This window comes from Staphylococcus saccharolyticus (assembly GCF_900458815.1).
Classification (GTDB): Bacteria; Bacillota; Bacilli; order Staphylococcales; family Staphylococcaceae; genus Staphylococcus; species Staphylococcus saccharolyticus.
Map to the genome: position 1 here is coordinate 2,073,413 of NZ_UHDZ01000001.1, position 16,268 is coordinate 2,089,680.

Annotated in this window: 15 protein-coding genes and 2 pseudogenes; 8 read left to right on the top strand and 9 right to left on the bottom strand. The window is 31.8% G+C overall.

The genetic code is table 11. The features are described from left to right. Positions 1-7 precede the first annotated feature (7 nt). From mvaD to DYE57_RS10185, 3 genes are all read right to left on the bottom strand, one after another. Positions 8-991, bottom strand: a complete 984-nt coding sequence (mvaD, locus tag DYE57_RS10175) for a diphosphomevalonate decarboxylase (protein WP_115313918.1) — start codon at positions 989-991, stop codon at positions 8-10. 4 nt (positions 992-995) lie between these two features. Next, positions 996-1,916: a mevalonate kinase gene (mvk, locus tag DYE57_RS10180; RefSeq protein ID WP_115313919.1), complete on the bottom strand. Its 921-nt coding sequence runs from the start codon at positions 1,914-1,916 to the stop codon at positions 996-998. A 1,869-nt stretch (positions 1,917-3,785) separates the two neighbouring features. Beyond that, the gene (locus DYE57_RS10185; RefSeq protein WP_115313920.1) at positions 3,786-4,106 is read right to left on the bottom strand and encodes a YheC/YheD family protein; all 321 of its coding nucleotides are present in this window, start codon (positions 4,104-4,106) and stop codon (positions 3,786-3,788) included. 239 nt (positions 4,107-4,345) lie between these two features. On the opposite strand from DYE57_RS10185, the pseudogene DYE57_RS12915 reads away from it, so the two are divergent. The 4 genes and pseudogenes from DYE57_RS12915 to DYE57_RS10195 all read left to right on the top strand — a co-directional run. Next, positions 4,346-5,644: pseudogene (locus tag DYE57_RS12915) on the top strand (ISL3 family transposase). Between the two features lie 259 nt (positions 5,645-5,903). Beyond that, positions 5,904-6,071: a hypothetical protein gene (locus tag DYE57_RS11890; RefSeq protein WP_165417896.1), complete on the top strand. Its 168-nt coding sequence runs from the start codon at positions 5,904-5,906 to the stop codon at positions 6,069-6,071. A gap of 290 nt (positions 6,072-6,361) precedes the next feature. Continuing rightward, positions 6,362-6,496, top strand: a complete 135-nt coding sequence (locus DYE57_RS12630) for a hypothetical protein (RefSeq protein ID WP_256728385.1) — start codon at positions 6,362-6,364, stop codon at positions 6,494-6,496. Positions 6,497-6,918: 422 nt separating this feature from the next. Further along, a pseudogene (locus tag DYE57_RS10195) lies at positions 6,919-7,169 on the top strand (IS5/IS1182 family transposase); the annotation flags it as partial. A gap of 59 nt (positions 7,170-7,228) precedes the next feature. Here the strand turns inward: DYE57_RS10195 and DYE57_RS10200 are convergent. Together DYE57_RS10200 and pta are read right to left on the bottom strand one after the other, a co-directional pair. After that, positions 7,229-8,068: a lipoate--protein ligase family protein gene (locus tag DYE57_RS10200; protein ID WP_115313921.1), complete on the bottom strand. Its 840-nt coding sequence runs from the start codon at positions 8,066-8,068 to the stop codon at positions 7,229-7,231. Continuing rightward, the gene (gene pta / locus DYE57_RS10205; protein ID WP_115313922.1) at positions 8,068-9,057 is read right to left on the bottom strand and encodes a phosphate acetyltransferase; all 990 of its coding nucleotides are present in this window, start codon (positions 9,055-9,057) and stop codon (positions 8,068-8,070) included. Before pta ends, DYE57_RS10200 begins: the two co-directional genes overlap by 1 nt. A gap of 173 nt (positions 9,058-9,230) precedes the next feature. On the opposite strand from pta, the gene hemQ reads away from it, so the two are divergent. The 3 genes from hemQ to DYE57_RS10220 all read left to right on the top strand — a co-directional run bounded on the left by hemQ (position 9,231) and on the right by DYE57_RS10220 (position 11,696). Then, the gene (gene hemQ, locus DYE57_RS10210) at positions 9,231-9,980 is read left to right on the top strand and encodes a hydrogen peroxide-dependent heme synthase (protein ID WP_115313923.1); all 750 of its coding nucleotides are present in this window, start codon (positions 9,231-9,233) and stop codon (positions 9,978-9,980) included. A gap of 480 nt (positions 9,981-10,460) precedes the next feature. After that, entirely contained in the window at positions 10,461-11,225 is a 765-nt protein-coding gene (locus DYE57_RS10215; protein WP_115313924.1) for a threonine/serine exporter family protein, read from the top strand. Positions 11,226-11,237: 12 nt separating this feature from the next. Continuing rightward, entirely contained in the window at positions 11,238-11,696 is a 459-nt protein-coding gene (locus DYE57_RS10220) for a threonine/serine exporter family protein (RefSeq protein ID WP_115313925.1), read from the top strand. 346 nt (positions 11,697-12,042) lie between these two features. Here the strand turns inward: DYE57_RS10220 and DYE57_RS10225 are convergent, their stop codons facing one another. The 4 genes from DYE57_RS10225 to DYE57_RS10240 all read right to left on the bottom strand — a co-directional run bounded on the left by DYE57_RS10225 (position 12,043) and on the right by DYE57_RS10240 (position 15,049). Next, entirely contained in the window at positions 12,043-13,521 is a 1,479-nt protein-coding gene (locus DYE57_RS10225; protein ID WP_115313926.1) for an APC family permease, read from the bottom strand. A gap of 117 nt (positions 13,522-13,638) precedes the next feature. Then, the gene (locus tag DYE57_RS10230) at positions 13,639-14,007 is read right to left on the bottom strand and encodes a DUF423 domain-containing protein (protein WP_115314144.1); all 369 of its coding nucleotides are present in this window, start codon (positions 14,005-14,007) and stop codon (positions 13,639-13,641) included. Positions 14,008-14,025: 18 nt separating this feature from the next. Continuing rightward, positions 14,026-14,388 carry a DUF5327 family protein gene (locus DYE57_RS10235; RefSeq protein ID WP_115313927.1) on the bottom strand — a complete coding sequence of 121 codons (363 nt, stop codon included), beginning with the start codon at positions 14,386-14,388 and terminating at the stop codon, positions 14,026-14,028. A gap of 10 nt (positions 14,389-14,398) precedes the next feature. Continuing rightward, positions 14,399-15,049 (bottom strand): uracil-DNA glycosylase, encoded by a 651-nt coding sequence (locus DYE57_RS10240; RefSeq protein WP_115313928.1) that lies wholly within the window; start codon positions 15,047-15,049, stop codon positions 14,399-14,401. A 172-nt stretch (positions 15,050-15,221) separates the two neighbouring features. Between DYE57_RS10240 and DYE57_RS10245 the strand changes: the two genes are divergently transcribed. After that, positions 15,222-16,217 (top strand): choloylglycine hydrolase family protein, encoded by a 996-nt coding sequence (locus tag DYE57_RS10245; RefSeq protein WP_115313929.1) that lies wholly within the window; start codon positions 15,222-15,224, stop codon positions 16,215-16,217. The last annotated feature ends 51 nt before the right edge of the window (positions 16,218-16,268 follow it).

A 16,268-nucleotide genomic window follows, 5' to 3' on the forward strand; every position in this document is an offset into this window, starting at 1 on the left:
CTCTTCCTTACTTAATTATTTCAACGCCAGTACTTATGATATCACTTGCAATAATTTGAGATTTATCAAATTCTTTTAAAAATCGTTCCATCACAGCTTCTTTATTTTTCTTCTCGACAAGGACTTTTACATTAGGTCCAGCATCCACCGTAAAAAAACAAGGTAAATGTGCTTCACGACATCGATGCACTATAGCCATAGCATCGTAGCTTTCTTGTACTAAATATGTGAATGGAGGTTGTGCACCTAAATTAGTAGCGTGCATTCTCAAACCATTTGCTTCGATGACTTCTCCTAAACGTTGAAAATCTTTATGTTTAACGGCCTCTTTTGCCTCTTTTAAATCTTCATCAACATGGTCTAACCAATATTGATAAAATCGCGAGGTTTCTCGTGTAAGTGACATACCAGAACGACTAGATACTTTTTTAGATTGATTATTGATGACGACAAATATCATTGATAAATCTTTTTCCCAATCATCAGCATTAATATCATGGGCAAATGAAGTCAAATCATCATAACCTTTTTCCCACTCAGCAAAGCCTCCATAAATACTTCTAGATGCAGAGCCTGAACCTCGACGAGCTAACCTAGATAAATCTTTATCTGATAAACCTAATGACAAAGCTTCATTACATGCAGCAGCTAAAGCAGCATATGCACTTGCTGAAGACGCAAGTCCTGCTGCTGTTGGGACAAAGTTTTCGCTTTCAATCATTGCATATAAATGAGTACCAGCTTTCTCTCTCACAATATCCATATATCGTCGAATCTTGGTTGTTTCTTTATCATTCACTTGATGGCCATTTAAAATCAGTTGATCTTCAGTAAAATTTGGATCAAAAGTTACTTTAGTTTCGGTGAAGAAACGGTCTAATGTAACAGATAGACTATTATTCATTGGAATAATATATGTTTCATCGGCCTTGCCCCAATATTTAATCAACGCTATATTCGTATGTGCACGCGCTTTGCCACTTTTCACCAATGGTTTAACCTCCTAAATGTTCAATCCAAGTATGTGCTGCACCTGCTTTTTCAACAGCGGCAACAATATTCTTAGCAGTTTGTAAGTCTTCCGCAAGAAGAAGCATGCTGCCACCTCTTCCTCCACCAGTTAATTTACCGGCAATGGCTCCATGTTCTTTACCTATTACCAGTAGTTTTTTAATTTTGTCATGACTGACAGTAAGATGTTTTAAATCTTCTTGACATGCATTAAAAATATCAGCTAAGTGTTGAAAGTCATGATTTTCAATCGAATGGCTTGCATTATGAACTAATGTGCCAATATGCTCTACATAATCCATATATTTAGGGTCTTCACATAAAGCGTGTACGTCTTCAACCGCTTGTTTAGTAGACCCTTTGACGCCAGTATCTATAACTACCATATAGCCACCCAATTGTAATGACTTTAATGTTTCAACATGGCCTTGTTTAAACCAAACCGGCTTATTAGAAACAATCGTTTGAGTATCAATACCGCTTGGTTTACCATGTGCAATTTGTTCAGCCCAGTTTGCTTCTTTGATAAGCGTGTCATCATCTAAAGGTTGACCCATAAAATCATAACTTGCTCTAACAAATGCCACTGCAACAGCTGCACTTGAACCTAAACCTCTTGAGGGTGGTAAGTTCGTTTGAATTTTTACAGAAAGAGGTTCTTTAACACCACTTTTTTCAATGAAACGATTAATAATAGACTTCAGATGTTCAGGTGCATCGTATAACATTCCATCATAAACATCACTTGTAATTGAAGAGTAATTACCTTCTTCCATACTTTCAATTAAGATTTTAATTTTACCGGCATTGAATGGTATCGCGATAGCTGGTTGACCAAATGTTACTGCGTGCTCACCAATCAGAATAATCTTTCCAGTAGACTCCCCGTATCCTTGTCTAGTCATGTTCTTTCACCTTTATATACCTTATTTATACATTATTTTTACTGAGTGCACTGACACTGTTAGAATGTTTCATTAATTTTTTCAAAATGATACTACTACGCTTTGTACTTGTTCATCATTTGTACGTGCCACTTAAATGTCAATTTTATCGAATAAATCCTTCATATCTCCAATGATTAAGCGTGTATTTTTATATATTAAAGAAAATTTTTAACTACAAAAGAATATAATAACCCTTTTTCATTTTTTAACAACACTCTAATATTATAAAACTCTTCTACAGAGTTATCAAAATTATGAATTATATTTACCATTAACTTCGATTTCGTAAACATTTCTTAAATTTTTACAAAAGTTTTTTAAAATTTTCCACCTCAACTATAATACTACAAATATGTAATAGAATATATATTGTTTTTGGATAAAGTAGGTTTAACACTCATAGGTATTATATAATTTTCTTAAATTTATAAAGAAAAACACACTGAAACATAAATCCCAAAATAATAGCACTAAGATGATTTAATTATTTAATCGTCTTAGTGCTTTCTATATATGTAATACTCTCGCCAAAATACGGCGCCTTTATATGTGATTTTATATTAAAATAGTTAAAAAATAAGGCACTTTCGTATAATCTAGTAAATACAACTAAACCAAATTTAAAAGTCGGTACAAACAAAATTGACGCTTTATTATGCGGTCTAGAATTCGTAAAATACCCTTATCCTTTATCAAACTTAATAACAGCCATATCATCAGCTTTAAATAACAAATGTCCTGTTATGTCGTCAGTATTACCTAGCATTGTTTTAAACGTCAATTACTCTCTAATACCAGACTATTTTAGGTTCTATACAAACATCTATTTTGAAATTTGTCTTCTACTCGTTCCTACTGCTTTTATATCGTCCAAAAATATTGTTGGAATTAAAAAAGATGTAATTCGATATTCAAAGCAAATGTGGTTGTTATAATAACTATTGTATGAATTGTAATGAACATTTTTGGAGTCTGTAAACATAGCATATCGTATTCATTTTGCGTTAAACCAAGAACTAAATTTTTTAGGAATTTGTTTTCATTTCTCTTACCCCAGAATTTTATTCAATTTCATTTGTAATATGACCATTCAGAAACTATTAGTACCTCTTTTTTCATTATTAATGATATATATAAATCGGTTCTGTTACAAAGTCAGGAAAAAATAGCTAATTATTATTTTAAAATATGAGATTCTCTTCGCTAAACGTTCATACAGAATACTTCTTTTTGTTAAAATTATATTATAAAAACAACTTTGCAACAGAACCAATAATTGTTTGTTATTGAAGTAGAATATTTTGAGTAGTTTATTAAATTGATCTATAGAAATGGGAGTGGGACAGAATTCATATTGAATTCGTTGTCTCACCTCGGCAACGATCCCCAACTTGCTTTGTCTGTTGAATTTCTGAATGAAATTCTCTTTGTTAAGATCCCAGACTATAGTTGAAATAAGCTTGATATAAGCGCATTTTCAATTCAGTCATCGACTGCCAATATGTGAAAAATACCTGAACAATGATTGATGCCTCAAGCTCATTTGTTGCCTTATAGTGAGTATACACGTCATTTTAATATATTATTATATTTGCAGTCTACCTTTTTTATTTTGTTTACTTAATTTTAGTAAGTATCTAAAGTAGTCTACTCGTACTTCTGCGTCTTCTGTATAAAAAAGTGTTGTCCTGGATAAGTATTAACTTCAAATAATCCCATTTTTCCATCAGAATCTATACCTAGAGCATCTAAAGAATGACTGTATAAACTTTCAAAACGAGTAGGAAATGTTTTACATAATGTTTCAAGTTTATTTTTTATTTCTTTTCAATTATCTTTAAAATTACTTTGTAAGAAAGGAATAATAGGAGCTATTGCACCTCCTCGACTTATATTAGACGTAATATTTCTACCTATACCAATTCGCAGATATATTTTAACTTTTTGCCTCTGCCCATATATATTCTTTCTAACACGTAATCGGATATCAAAAAGAGTATCTTCTTTTGTCTTTGCTTCAATAAAAAGCTGACAAATATAAGTAGTATTTAAATATTTCCGTTTAATTAATTTTATCAAATCTTTATAAGTATATTTTTCGAATAATATTATAATTAATTTATAAATATTTTTTTCGTGCAATAGCAACAATTGCTCTTCCTTGATTACTAAAAACGGGTTTTAATAAGATTTTCTTATGTTGTCTTAAAAATATGAATATATCATCAGTATTTTTCACTAATATATAAGGAATGAATAGGTTCTATACTTTTAACGGTTGGTGAATAAAATTCACTAGCCGTTTTATAAATTTAGATATAAAAAAGCACAAATATCTCTATAATTATAAGTGCCTTAACAAACGATTAAGGAGAGAGACTGTGCCTATGTGTAATGATATATCAGAAATCATTAGAATTGAAGTAGAAAATTTAAAAATCACTCAAAATCTTGGTTTACATTTACATAAAAATGTGCAGTGTTTACTATATGGGGGTATTTTGACGTACGATCCTATGGGATATGAATGCTGTGGTATTAAAAACGATAGTCAATTAATCATTAAACATGGATTTCGGCAAACCAAAGTTTATATAGTATTAATTCTTGAAAGGCCTGCGACTTACAGTTAAAAAACAACTGTTTTACTGTAAGGAGTGTGGTCAAACATTTACAACTCAAACACCCTATATTGAACCACGTTGTACAATTTCTAACGATGTGAAGCTAATGGTGATGAAGAAATTAGCTAAAGTAAATTCCGAAAAAGATGTAGCTGACAGTGTATTTGTTTCACTTTCAACTGTACATCAATATTCAAAAATACTAAGCGCTTCTGTTAAAACAACTGTTAATGATGAGTTACTAGACATCTTTCTTTTGATGAATTCAAATCCACAAAAAATGTAGATGGCGCAATGAGTTTTATTTATTGTGATAGTATCACACACGATATCATCGATATCTTGCCAGATTGTCGTCAATTCAAACTCAAAGAATATTTCTTGAGGTTCTCTAGAAAACAACGTAAAAAGTTAAAAGTATATCTGTTGATATGTATATTCCGTATATTTTACTCATTGAATCACTTTTTCCAAAAGCAGAAATTATCATTAATCGTTTTCCCACTGTTTAAGCAGTGAATAGTGAAATCAATCGAACGCGAGTTAAAGTCATGAATTAATTTCAAACAAAAGATAAGCTGAATTATAATAAATTAAAGCGTTATTGGAAGTTGTTACTCAAGACACCTCACGATTTGAACCGTATATATTATCATTCATTTAGACTTTTTAACACATGGCATAGTCAGTATAGTCTTGTCCAATATTTATTAGGTTTAAATAATCAACTTAAACCAACATATGAAAAGGCTCATTTAATTTTAGGAACCTTAAAATCTAACAACATGAAACAGTTAACTTATGCTTTATATACTTCAAGAAACAATAATCTATCCGAAGAATTAAAGAGTGTTATTAAGACATTGATAAAGTATTTACCGTATATTACAAATACAATTCAGTATACACATTTAACAAATGGCCCGACTCAGGGCATTACTAATAAAATTAAGCTTATTAAACGTGTCTCTTAAGGTTATAGAAATTTCTATAACTTTAGAAATAGAATATTGATTATTTCTAGGATATTTAAAAGTGAATAAAAAAGTACTAAGCAACTGAGTAGAGTTGCTTAATACTTTCTCTCGTCACCAATCGACGTTGACATAGAACCTTTTAAGTTCCCCCTTTTGTTTTTTGGTGATAATTAATTTATTAGTAAAAAGCGTTCATTTATGAAATTGTAAATTGTATTTCATAGTTGTGTAATGTTTTAGTAAATTCTCCATTATTTAATTGACGTTTCTAAATGATTGTATTATGTTCGAAGTGTGGAGTGAAATTTCACTCTACCAAATACACAACTAGGAGGCGTTTTTTTATGCAAGAACAATTTCAAAATTTAGGATCAGCAATCGGTAATATTTTCGGATCTTTATCTGGAGCAAAAGAAGCTATTGTACATTTATTCGGTAATGGAACTTCAGAAGTTGTAAATACTATTGCACAAGTAGTAGATGCTTTCTTATCAGCAGCAGGCCTTAAATAATTGTTTATTATTTAAGCAGAAGAGTTTGAGTAGTTTAATAATTTGACATACATAGATAAGTCAAATGAACTTTTTCATTTGGCTTATTTCTTGTCTTAAAGTAATTGTACTTTACATCTTTTAATTTTAATCTGATTTTACCTCTTTTTTTAGTTTGATATTAAATAACATATCTATGTGTTTCGGATTAAAAAACCAGTAGCTTATATCAGTTATTGACTTTTTAGTAATTATGTATTTACTAATATAATTATTGAGGTTTAACACTTGTAACAATTGGAGTAGGAGACATGAAAACATGTATCTTAACGTATCCTTTAAGAAATTTACCTCTTTACATTCCAGATATAATTAATGTTAACAGTACAGTTACTGGTCCTCCAAAAACAACAACAAGAGCACTTAAATTACCTGAGCTAACGTGAGAAGCCCATTTTTTAATAAATAGTGACTGTTCCATTTTTATGTACAACATATTTAGTTTTGCCGCCTTTGCCTTCAAATCTATTTTCTAACATGCTATCCATCTTAGGATCTTTTTTGGTTCTTATCTCTCACCTTTTTGTATAAAGTAGCATCGTCTATTGAATACACATCGTCATCATTACTTTTAATTTTCTTATTCAATAATTATTATCTGTTCTAAGAATATCTTTGTTTGGTATTCTTTTACTTGCATTAGGATTTGTTTAGGATTGTTTCAATTTATCTTTCTTATCCGTTTGCACATGTGTTACATTTCCTAAAAGTGAAGAACTCAAAGACGTTAATAATACTGTGCCAACAATTGATAAACTAATCTTTTTCATGAAACTCCTCTTTTTAATAGGGATATTTCAAAGCCTAAATTAATCAAAAACTTTCTAAACCAGAAACAAAAAATATCTACAATCAAACAAAAATTTATGAAGGCTGTTTTGGGTTTCACTCGAGTGTGAGTTTGAGGTATAAATAAAGTCAAAAGAGAACTTGGGTTTGTATTAATGACACTTAATATAAGAAAAATAGTAGTTCAACGAGCTGAACATAATAGAAATAATAAATAATGAAAAAGACAATTTCTATATCTTTTCAATAGAAACTGCCTTTTTTCACTAGTCTAAAAACTTTATGCCTCAAATACTATTAGATGTGACTCATCTATTTCAAAAAATGTATTAAAAACTCAATTTTTCATTCATTTTAGCATTACGGTCAATCATTTTCTCAAAATATCCTTCATAACGTGACCATTCATCTTCTGTTATTGGATCCATATTTAAATCTGCTCCTAAATCCTTTAGAGCATATAACAAAAGGAACATTACATCATGAACTTTTATCTCTCTATTTAATAATGTTTCTAGTGACGCCATGCAAGATGGATGAATATCAGGATAGTGAAACTTTGTCGTTTGTCCTTGAAGCGCACGGTAATAAAATTCACGCATCATTAACGCACGGTCAGAACCTGAACCTTCCACACATAAATAAATTTGCACTGCGATACCACCACGTACACGTCTTTGAGAGATACCAGCAAACTTCTTACCGTTAATGCTTAAATCAAATTTCCCAGGACAATATGAATGTTCAATTTCATGAGTATCAATGTTAACATCCTCATCTTCGAACATTTTACAAATTAATAAGTACATCACTGTAAATGCTTCATCAATTGTCGTTTCAGTTTGTCCCTTAAATATAAGTGAAATATTTAATACACCTTGATCTAACACTACTCCAAGACCACCAGAATTCCTTACGATGGCATTATAGCCTGCTTCATCCGTAAGATAACGAATTCCCTCACTTAGCAAAGGCAAACGTGAGTCATGAATACCTAGAATGACTGTATGTTGATGAATCCAAGTCCTAACAACATTACAAGATAAATCTTTACCAACACTTTCCGAGAACGTATCGTCGAATGCAAAGGATTGCATGGGTTCTAAACCATTGGTATGGTCAACGTAACGCCAATGAATCTGATTAAAATATTTACTTGCTAAATCCATTATTGAAGAGATTGAGCAGCTGTAATAATAGATAAGTTATAAACATCTTCAGTTGAGCAACCACGTGATAAATCATTTACAGGTGAATTTAATCCTTGAAGCACTGGACCTACAGCATCATATCCACCTAAACGTTGTGCAATTTTATAACCAATATTCCCCGCTTCTAAACTTGGGAAGACGAATACATTGGCATCACCTTGAATTTTTGCACCTGGAGCTTTCTTTTCAGCTGCACTAGGAACAATAGCCGCATCAAATTGGAATTCACCATCAATAACAACATTATCTAAATGATCTGCTTCAACTTTATCTTGAGCTAATTTCAATGCATCTTGCACCTTAGTCACATCATCTGCCTTAGCTGAACCTTTGGTAGAAAAGCTAAGCATGGCTACTTTAGGATCCATTCCAAAACTTTGAGCAGATTTAGCGCTTTCTACTGCAATCTCAGCTAAACCTTGAACATCTAATTCTGGATTGATGGCGCAATCTCCAAAGATGTATTGTTCATCTCCTTTAATCATAAAGAAGATACCGGATGTTCTTGAAACACCAGGTTTTGTTTTAATAATTTGTAATGCAGGACGTACTGTATCACCAGTAGAGTGAGCAGCACCACTTACTAAACCAGCAGCTTTCCCAGTATAAACAAGCATCGTACCAAAGTAGTTAACATTGTTTAATAATTCAACAGCCTGTTCTTTCGTCGCTTTACCCTTACGACGTTCAACAAATGAGTCAATAAGTTTAGTCTTTAGTTCACTTGTAGATGGATCAATAATTTCAATTTGAGCTAAATCTAGAGAATTCTCTGTCGCTAATGATTTAATTTTGTCTTTATTACCTAAGACAATAGGTGCTATATAGTCAGTATTTTGTAATTGCGTAGCCGCAGTTAATACTCTTTCATCCTCACCTTCAGGTAATACAATTTTTACATTTTTTCCGGATAATTTGTCCTGTAGAACATTTAATAAATCAGCCATAATATCCTCCTCAATATACATTTATAATAACGTTTACATATGAAATTATACGCTATTTTATAGTAGAATTCCATTTCACTCATTTGTAAACATTTACTTAGAAGTTTAAGGATTGTTTATGATAAAATTTAATGTGAATTAAAATAAGAAACGAAATATAAGGAGCGATAAATATGAGTGAAGTAGCAGAAACTTTAGATGGTTGGTATAGTTTACATTTATTTTATGCAATAGATTGGACAACTTTCCGACTAGTTTCAGAAGATGAACGTGAATCTATGATTTCTGAATTAGAATCATTTATCAATGATAGAACACATGTTAGAGAATCACATACTGGTGATCACGCAATATATAATATTACTGGTCAAAAAGCAGATCTTCTTTTATGGTTCTTACGCCCAGAAATGAAAGAACTTAATAAAATCGAGAATGATTTTAATAAATTACGTATTGCGGATTATCTCATTCCGACTTATTCTTATGTTTCAGTCATCGAATTAAGTAACTATTTAACAGGTAAATCAGATGAGAATCCTTATGAAAATCCTCATATTAAAGCCCGATTATACCCTGAACTTCCTCATTCTGAATACATTTGTTTCTATCCAATGGACAAACGTCGAAATGAGACGTATAACTGGTATATGTTACCTATCGAAGACCGTAAAAAATTAATGTATAATCACGGAATGATTGGTCGTAAATATGCAGGTAAAATCAAACAATTTATTACTGGATCAATTGGATTTGATGATTTTGAATGGGGTGTAACACTATTTTCTGACGATGTTTTACAATTCAAGAAAATTGTGTATGAAATGCGTTTTGATGAAACTACCGCTCGTTATGGTGAGTTTGGTAGTTTCTACATCGGTCATATATTAAATGTTGATGATTTCAAAGAGTTTTTTAGTATTTAAAATTTAATCTATGAGCTTTGAACCCTACAATAATCAATTGTAGGGTTTTTTAGCAACAAATTTAGTGTCTAAATCAATTTATAATAAATTTTTCAAAAAGAAAACACACTTCGGTTACTTCGAAGTATGTTTCTTAGTAGTATCCTTGGGAGAACTTTTATCACTACTACGTATTAAGTTAACCTCATAGAATATACAGTCGCTACTCAATATATTCCTTGTAATCGTTAACTAATATTACTTTAACCATTTTGAAATATTTGAAACATTTCATTAGTGTAAATATACATTTAATAAGTTTATTTTTCATAATATATAAAAATTAACCTTTTTTATTTGAAATTATTAAAATATGGAATACTCCCTTTTTCTAATTTAATAACTTTTTAAAACGAAGATGCTGACCAATATCAGTAGAGATTTCGAAAGACTTCTACTATAATAATTATTAATTCTTAATTTAAAAAAATTGGTGATATAATGCGTATTGATTCAAATGAAGGGACTTATGAAAGTCTCATTAAAGATGTTGTCATGCTTGCAGCACGAATATTATTAGAGTCCGGTGCTGAGGGCACACGAGTAGAAGATACCATGTCACGTATTGCGACAAAGTTAGGCTATCCAGAAAGTAATAGTTTTGTAACTAACACTGTGATTGAATCCGTTTTACACAACGAATCATATCCTCGCTTGTATAGAATAAAAACACGTGATACTAATTTAATTAAAATTTCTCAGGCTAATGAAATTTCACGTCAAATTACTCATGGCACTATAAGTCTTGAAGAAGCTAAGAGAAAGTTAGAAGACATATATGTAGCAAAGAGAGACAGCAGTCTTCCCTTTAAAGGTATTGCTGCAACAATCATTGCAATTAGCTTTTTATATTTACAAGGCGGACATCTAGTAGATGTAATAACTGCAGTATTAGCAGGCAGTATTGGATACCTTGTTGTCGAAATACTAGATCGTAAATTGCATGCCCAATTTATTCCTGAATTTATCGGCTCTTTAGTCATTGGTATGATTTCAGTATGGGGGCATTCTCTAGTACCTAGTGGTGATTTGGCAACTATTATTATCGCAGCTGTCATGCCGATTGTACCTGGCGTATTAATTACAAATGCCATTCAAGATTTATTTGGCGGTCATATGTTAATGTTTACAACAAAATCTTTAGAAGCTTTAGTGACTGCTTTTGGGATTGGTGCAGGCGTAAGTTCTATATTAATTTTGGTCTAGGAGTGCAGTAAAATGTTTTGGTTATTCAATTTTTTATTTAGTTTTCTTGCTTCACTCTTTTTCTGTGTGATATTCGATGCACCTAGAAGACTTTATCTATCATGTGGTTTTGTTGGTGCATGTGGTTGGATGATTTATATTCTATTCCTTGATGGTTTAGAGATTCATACAATTTATTCTAGCTTTTTTGGTAGCTTAGCTTTAGGTTTACTCAGTCATTATATGGCAAGACGTATGAAAGAACCAGTTATCATCTTTATGGTAACTGGCATTATCCCCCTAGTACCTGGTGGCCTCGCTTATGATGCGACAAAAAATTTAGTTTTACTTCATTTTAGTAAAGCAATTAATACAATGCTTGAAGTGACTCTCATTGCCGGAGCCATTGCATTAGGATTATTGTTTGCCGATCAAATTTCAAAAATCATTATTTCAGAATTCGATCGCACTCGCACAAGAAAAAGATTATAAAACAATAAACTAGTTTGATTCACAACTTCAAATGCATCACATTAATCTCGGATACTATCTTTTAATAGTCTTTTGATTTTATTACTAGAGATAGATAGATTATGTATGACGCATCAATTCCTGAAAAATGAATCCCAAGCATAAAGCTGGTTGAAACAGCGCCCAAAGAACGCGAAACCATTCACTACTCATTATTGAATATAAAAGTAGCAGTAAGAAGATTCCTAATTGCAATCATCTTACTGCTATTATTATTTGGTCATGCTGTCTCAGCCTCTTTTTAGAGATGATGCTAAGAGTATGATATTTCAATATCTAAGACATCTATTTTGGTTTTTTACATCATTTATTTAGATTTACTCGGTTCATCAATTATATATTGGACTTCACTTTCAGAACGATTTAAAATTAATCGACTTAATTCATCATTATCCATATTCTTAAGTTTGGGATAACGAATGATAAAGAAGATTAAACCTATGATTAACCATATACCCAATGCGATATATGATGGCCCAGAAAGTGCTGCAGGAGAGCCTGGAATAAGCAGTAATCCTAAGAAAATAAATGACACAATTGAACCAACAATAGCGAATGTCTTATAAATAGGTGCGTATGTATTACTTTGTTTATCATAACTAAATAATTTTACCGCAGATAAACATGTAATAAAGTATGCAATAGACACCCCTGTAGATGACGTATTAACAATCCATGTTAGTGCTGTTCTTCCTAACCATGGTGCTACCAGAGCTACTGCTACTAAAAATATAATCGCAACATATGGTGTTTTATGTCTAGAATGCAACTTACTAAATACTGTCGGCATGATGCCTGACCGTCCCATTGAAAATAGTAAACGACTTGAACTCATTAAGAATCCATTTAACCCAGTAAAAATCCCCATAATGATAGCAATAGCTAACACGGCAAGACCAATATAGCCAAAAGCTTCTTGAGTTACAGCACCTGTTAACCATAAGTTACCATTTAAACTTTTCGTTTGTGTGCCTAGCCAACCAGTGTAAAGTAACATAACAACATATGTTAGTGATGCTGCGAGTAAACTATATACAATTAATTTAAATGTTTTATTAGGGGCAAAGTTAAACTCTTCGGCAGTTTGAGGAATATTATCAAAACCAACGTAAGCCCATGGCGCAATGGCAACAATCAAAATGATAGATTTAAACCATCCTGCTTTATCATTGGCTAAAGGTTGTAAATGGCTTAAATCAAAATTACTACCAAAGAAAGAGCCTAAAAACATTAATATAAATACAATAACCATTGCTACACAGAAATGGTATTGTAACGATCCGGAAACATTAGCTCCTCTAATCGCGATAAACATAAATACTAATAATAATATTGTAGCAATAATAATTTCAATTATGTAAACATCCCAACCTGCAATCGTATATAACTTCCCATTATTTAATACATTCGGTAATAAAAATTTAATTAATAAACTAAATGCTGTTGCATTAAGTGCTACTACACAGACATAACCAAATGTTAAAAACCACGATGAGAAGAAACTAATATATCTTCCAAAACTTAAAAAACTAAAAGCAAATGCGCCACCAGAAACTGGAAACTTTTCAACTAAAGCTCCATAACTCACTGCAATTAAAATCATAAGTAGTGCACCTATAACGATACCTATTGAAGATGCAATAGGTCCCGATTGTTTAATCCAGTCTCCAGGTAAAATAAAAGCGCCCCATCCGATACATGAGCCATAGGCAATTGCCCATACAAATTTCTCAGAAAGGTTTTGCTTAAGGTTCCCTCTATCTACATTCTTGTTTTTATTTTCCATAAATAAAACTCACCTCGAGAGTATAGTATACCCTAAAAGGCGAGTCTGTTAACTCAAATTGACTTATTTTTAATTCTATAAAAAATTAAACTAAAATATTTCAGATTACTTCTGAATCTAACCAGCAAATTTGAAAGTTGCAATAATTAACATCAACCATCCAATGATAAATAAAATACCTCCAATAGGAGTAATCGCTCCTAAAACGCGAATTTCAGTTAGGGCTAAAATATACAATGAACCGCTGAAAAATACAATACCGAAGAAAATAAGCCATCCTGACCAACTTACATCGATTGAAGTAGTCCCACTAATTAGACCAATCATTAAAAGACCGAGTCCGTGATACATCTGATATGTCGTAGCTTTTTCCCAAACTGACATGTATTTTGGTGATAATTTATCATCTAATACATGCACACCAAATGCGCCTGTTCCCACAGCTATCATTGTGTTAAGCGCACCTAGAATTATAAAAATTTTCATCATTTTAACCGTACTCCTTTATGTGTAGAAATCAAAAATAGATTCACCATTTCCGATGTTGTCATCTGTTGTCATTATATTTGAAGATGAATCATGTTTCCTCTTCATTGAGGCTGGTATTTTACCACCCATTGCTTTAATTTCTGCTACAGAGACATCATTAGTCTTTGTACGTGACTGTGTTGATTCATTACTGGCATGTGTTTTTAAATGTGACACAGGCATATTCGATTGATTAGTCATAGCACTCACATTGGTACTAAATAATGACGTTAGTGTATGTATTGCATACATATGCTTTTCAAATTCAGCATCTGTTTGAGCTTCCTCAGCTTGCACTAACTCTCGTTCAATGAATTGAACAATTTTATCTTGGTTCATAACGTATCACCTAACTTTCACACCAATGAATAGGCGTTTTACCTTTTGATTGCAAGTACTCATTTGTTCTTGAATATGGTTTAGATCCAAAAAATCCTCTAAAAGCTGATAACGGGCTTGGATGTGGTGATTTGATAATAAAATGCTTAGTATTATCAATCAGTCTTTCTTTTTGTTGAGCAGGTCTACCCCATAGAATAAACACTATATTCTCTCGATACTTAGAAACAGCAGTTATCACTTCATCAGTAAACGTTTCCCATCCAATATCTCTATGAGAATGCGCTTGTCCTTGACGTACTGTTAACACAGTGTTTAACAATAAAACACCTTCTCTCGCCCAATCTTGTAAATGTGGAGATGTTCTATGACAACCAATATCATTTTCAAGTTCTTGATACATATTTCTTAAAGAAGGTGGAAACTTAGCATTAGGTTGTACTGAAAAAGCTAAGCCATGTGCTTGATTAGGACCATGGTAAGGGTCTTGTCCAAGAATGACTACTTTAATGTCTTCAAATGGTGTTAAATCAAATGCTTGATATATATTTTTACGATCAGGATATACAATTTGTGTCGTATATTCTTTTTCTAAAAAGTCATGCATTGCCTGAAAATCGTGTCTTGACTTAATATCATGAAAAACTTCTGACCATTTCATTCTTATTCACCTCTCGATATATTTTAACATATCCACATCTAAAAGATATTTAAATAAAAATGAACAATACTATAATGTCAACTTATATACTTGATTGGTTTACATTTCGCTTTGTTTTGACTATAGTACTATTAAATATAATTGATTTACTAAATTCAGGAGCGTCATAACTATGTGCACAGGTTTTTCATTTTTTACAACACAAAGCTATCATTATTTAGCGAGAACGATGGATTTTTCATTTGAATTTAATGGTATCCCGACCGTCGTCCCTCGTCACTATCATTATCAATTTGATTTAGAATCAAACATGTGTCTTGAACATGGTTTCGTTGGCACAAATTTGAAAGTAGGACGTTATCGTTTTGGTGACGGTATTAATGAACATGGCTTAGCAATCTCAAATCATTACTTTACTGGTGAAGCTTCCTATAGTTCTCATCGACGCTATGGTTGCTTTAATCTGGCGCCGGAAGAATTTATTGTTTGGGTTTTAGGATTTATTAAAAATATCGACGAATTAAAACAAAAAGTTAAAAATGTTAATATTATGAATGAGAAAAATACAACTTTAAACATTGTACCGCCACTTCATTTTATGATTACTGATGAATCAGGTCGTACAGTTGCTGTTGAACCTCACAATGGATTATTAATTGTTAAAGATAATCATATAAAGGTACTATCAAATGCTCCGAAACTAGAATGGCATATAGAAAATTTAAGAAATTATGCCTTTCTACATCCTCAAAAAACAACAAATCAATTAGTAGGCAAAGTATTGGTACGATCTATGGGATGTGAAGCTGGAACAAACGGGCTCCCTGGGGGTTACACATCCACGGAACGCTTTGTAAGAGCAACGTATTTAAGACATCATCTTCAAAGTTCGAACAAAGAAGCAGAAAACCTACAAAATTGTTTTAAAGTATTAGAGTCAGTGAGTATCCCTCAAGGTGCAGTCATTGATGCAAATGAAACTCATTATACCCAATATCAATTAGTTATGGAAAGTAAGGAAAGATGCTATTATATTAAGCCATATTTTAGTAATCAAATCTTTAAAGTTCAATTAACTGAGGAAAACCTGTGTAAAGATGATATGACATTTCTTCCTATCAATCACGATTTAAAATTTTCTTCTCTATTGTATAGCTCTAGACGATAGTAATTTTAATGTAAAAACATTGAATGATTTAGCCGATCTAATAAACGTAGT

Excerpts from the sequence above, each read along its gene's own strand:
- mvk (WP_115313919.1), bottom strand. The coding sequence starts at position 1,916 with ATGACTAGACAAGGATACGGGGAGTCTACTGGAAAGATTATTCTGATT.
- DYE57_RS11890 (WP_165417896.1), top strand. The coding sequence starts at position 5,904 with ATGCAAGAACAATTTCAAAATTTAGGATCAGCAATCGGTAATATTTTC.
- DYE57_RS12630 (WP_256728385.1), top strand. The coding sequence starts at position 6,362 with ATGAAAACATGTATCTTAACGTATCCTTTAAGAAATTTACCTCTTTAC.
- DYE57_RS10200 (WP_115313921.1), bottom strand. The coding sequence starts at position 8,068 with ATGGATTTAGCAAGTAAATATTTTAATCAGATTCATTGGCGTTACGTT.
- pta (WP_115313922.1), bottom strand. The coding sequence starts at position 9,057 with ATGGCTGATTTATTAAATGTTCTACAGGACAAATTATCCGGAAAAAAT.
- hemQ (WP_115313923.1), top strand. The coding sequence starts at position 9,231 with ATGAGTGAAGTAGCAGAAACTTTAGATGGTTGGTATAGTTTACATTTA.
- DYE57_RS10215 (WP_115313924.1), top strand. The coding sequence starts at position 10,461 with ATGCGTATTGATTCAAATGAAGGGACTTATGAAAGTCTCATTAAAGAT.
- DYE57_RS10220 (WP_115313925.1), top strand. The coding sequence starts at position 11,238 with ATGTTTTGGTTATTCAATTTTTTATTTAGTTTTCTTGCTTCACTCTTT.
- DYE57_RS10225 (WP_115313926.1), bottom strand. The coding sequence starts at position 13,521 with ATGGAAAATAAAAACAAGAATGTAGATAGAGGGAACCTTAAGCAAAAC.
- DYE57_RS10230 (WP_115314144.1), bottom strand. The coding sequence starts at position 14,007 with ATGAAAATTTTTATAATTCTAGGTGCGCTTAACACAATGATAGCTGTG.
- DYE57_RS10235 (WP_115313927.1), bottom strand. The coding sequence starts at position 14,388 with ATGAACCAAGATAAAATTGTTCAATTCATTGAACGAGAGTTAGTGCAA.
- DYE57_RS10240 (WP_115313928.1), bottom strand. The coding sequence starts at position 15,049 with ATGAAATGGTCAGAAGTTTTTCATGATATTAAGTCAAGACACGATTTT.
- DYE57_RS10245 (WP_115313929.1), top strand. The coding sequence starts at position 15,222 with ATGTGCACAGGTTTTTCATTTTTTACAACACAAAGCTATCATTATTTA.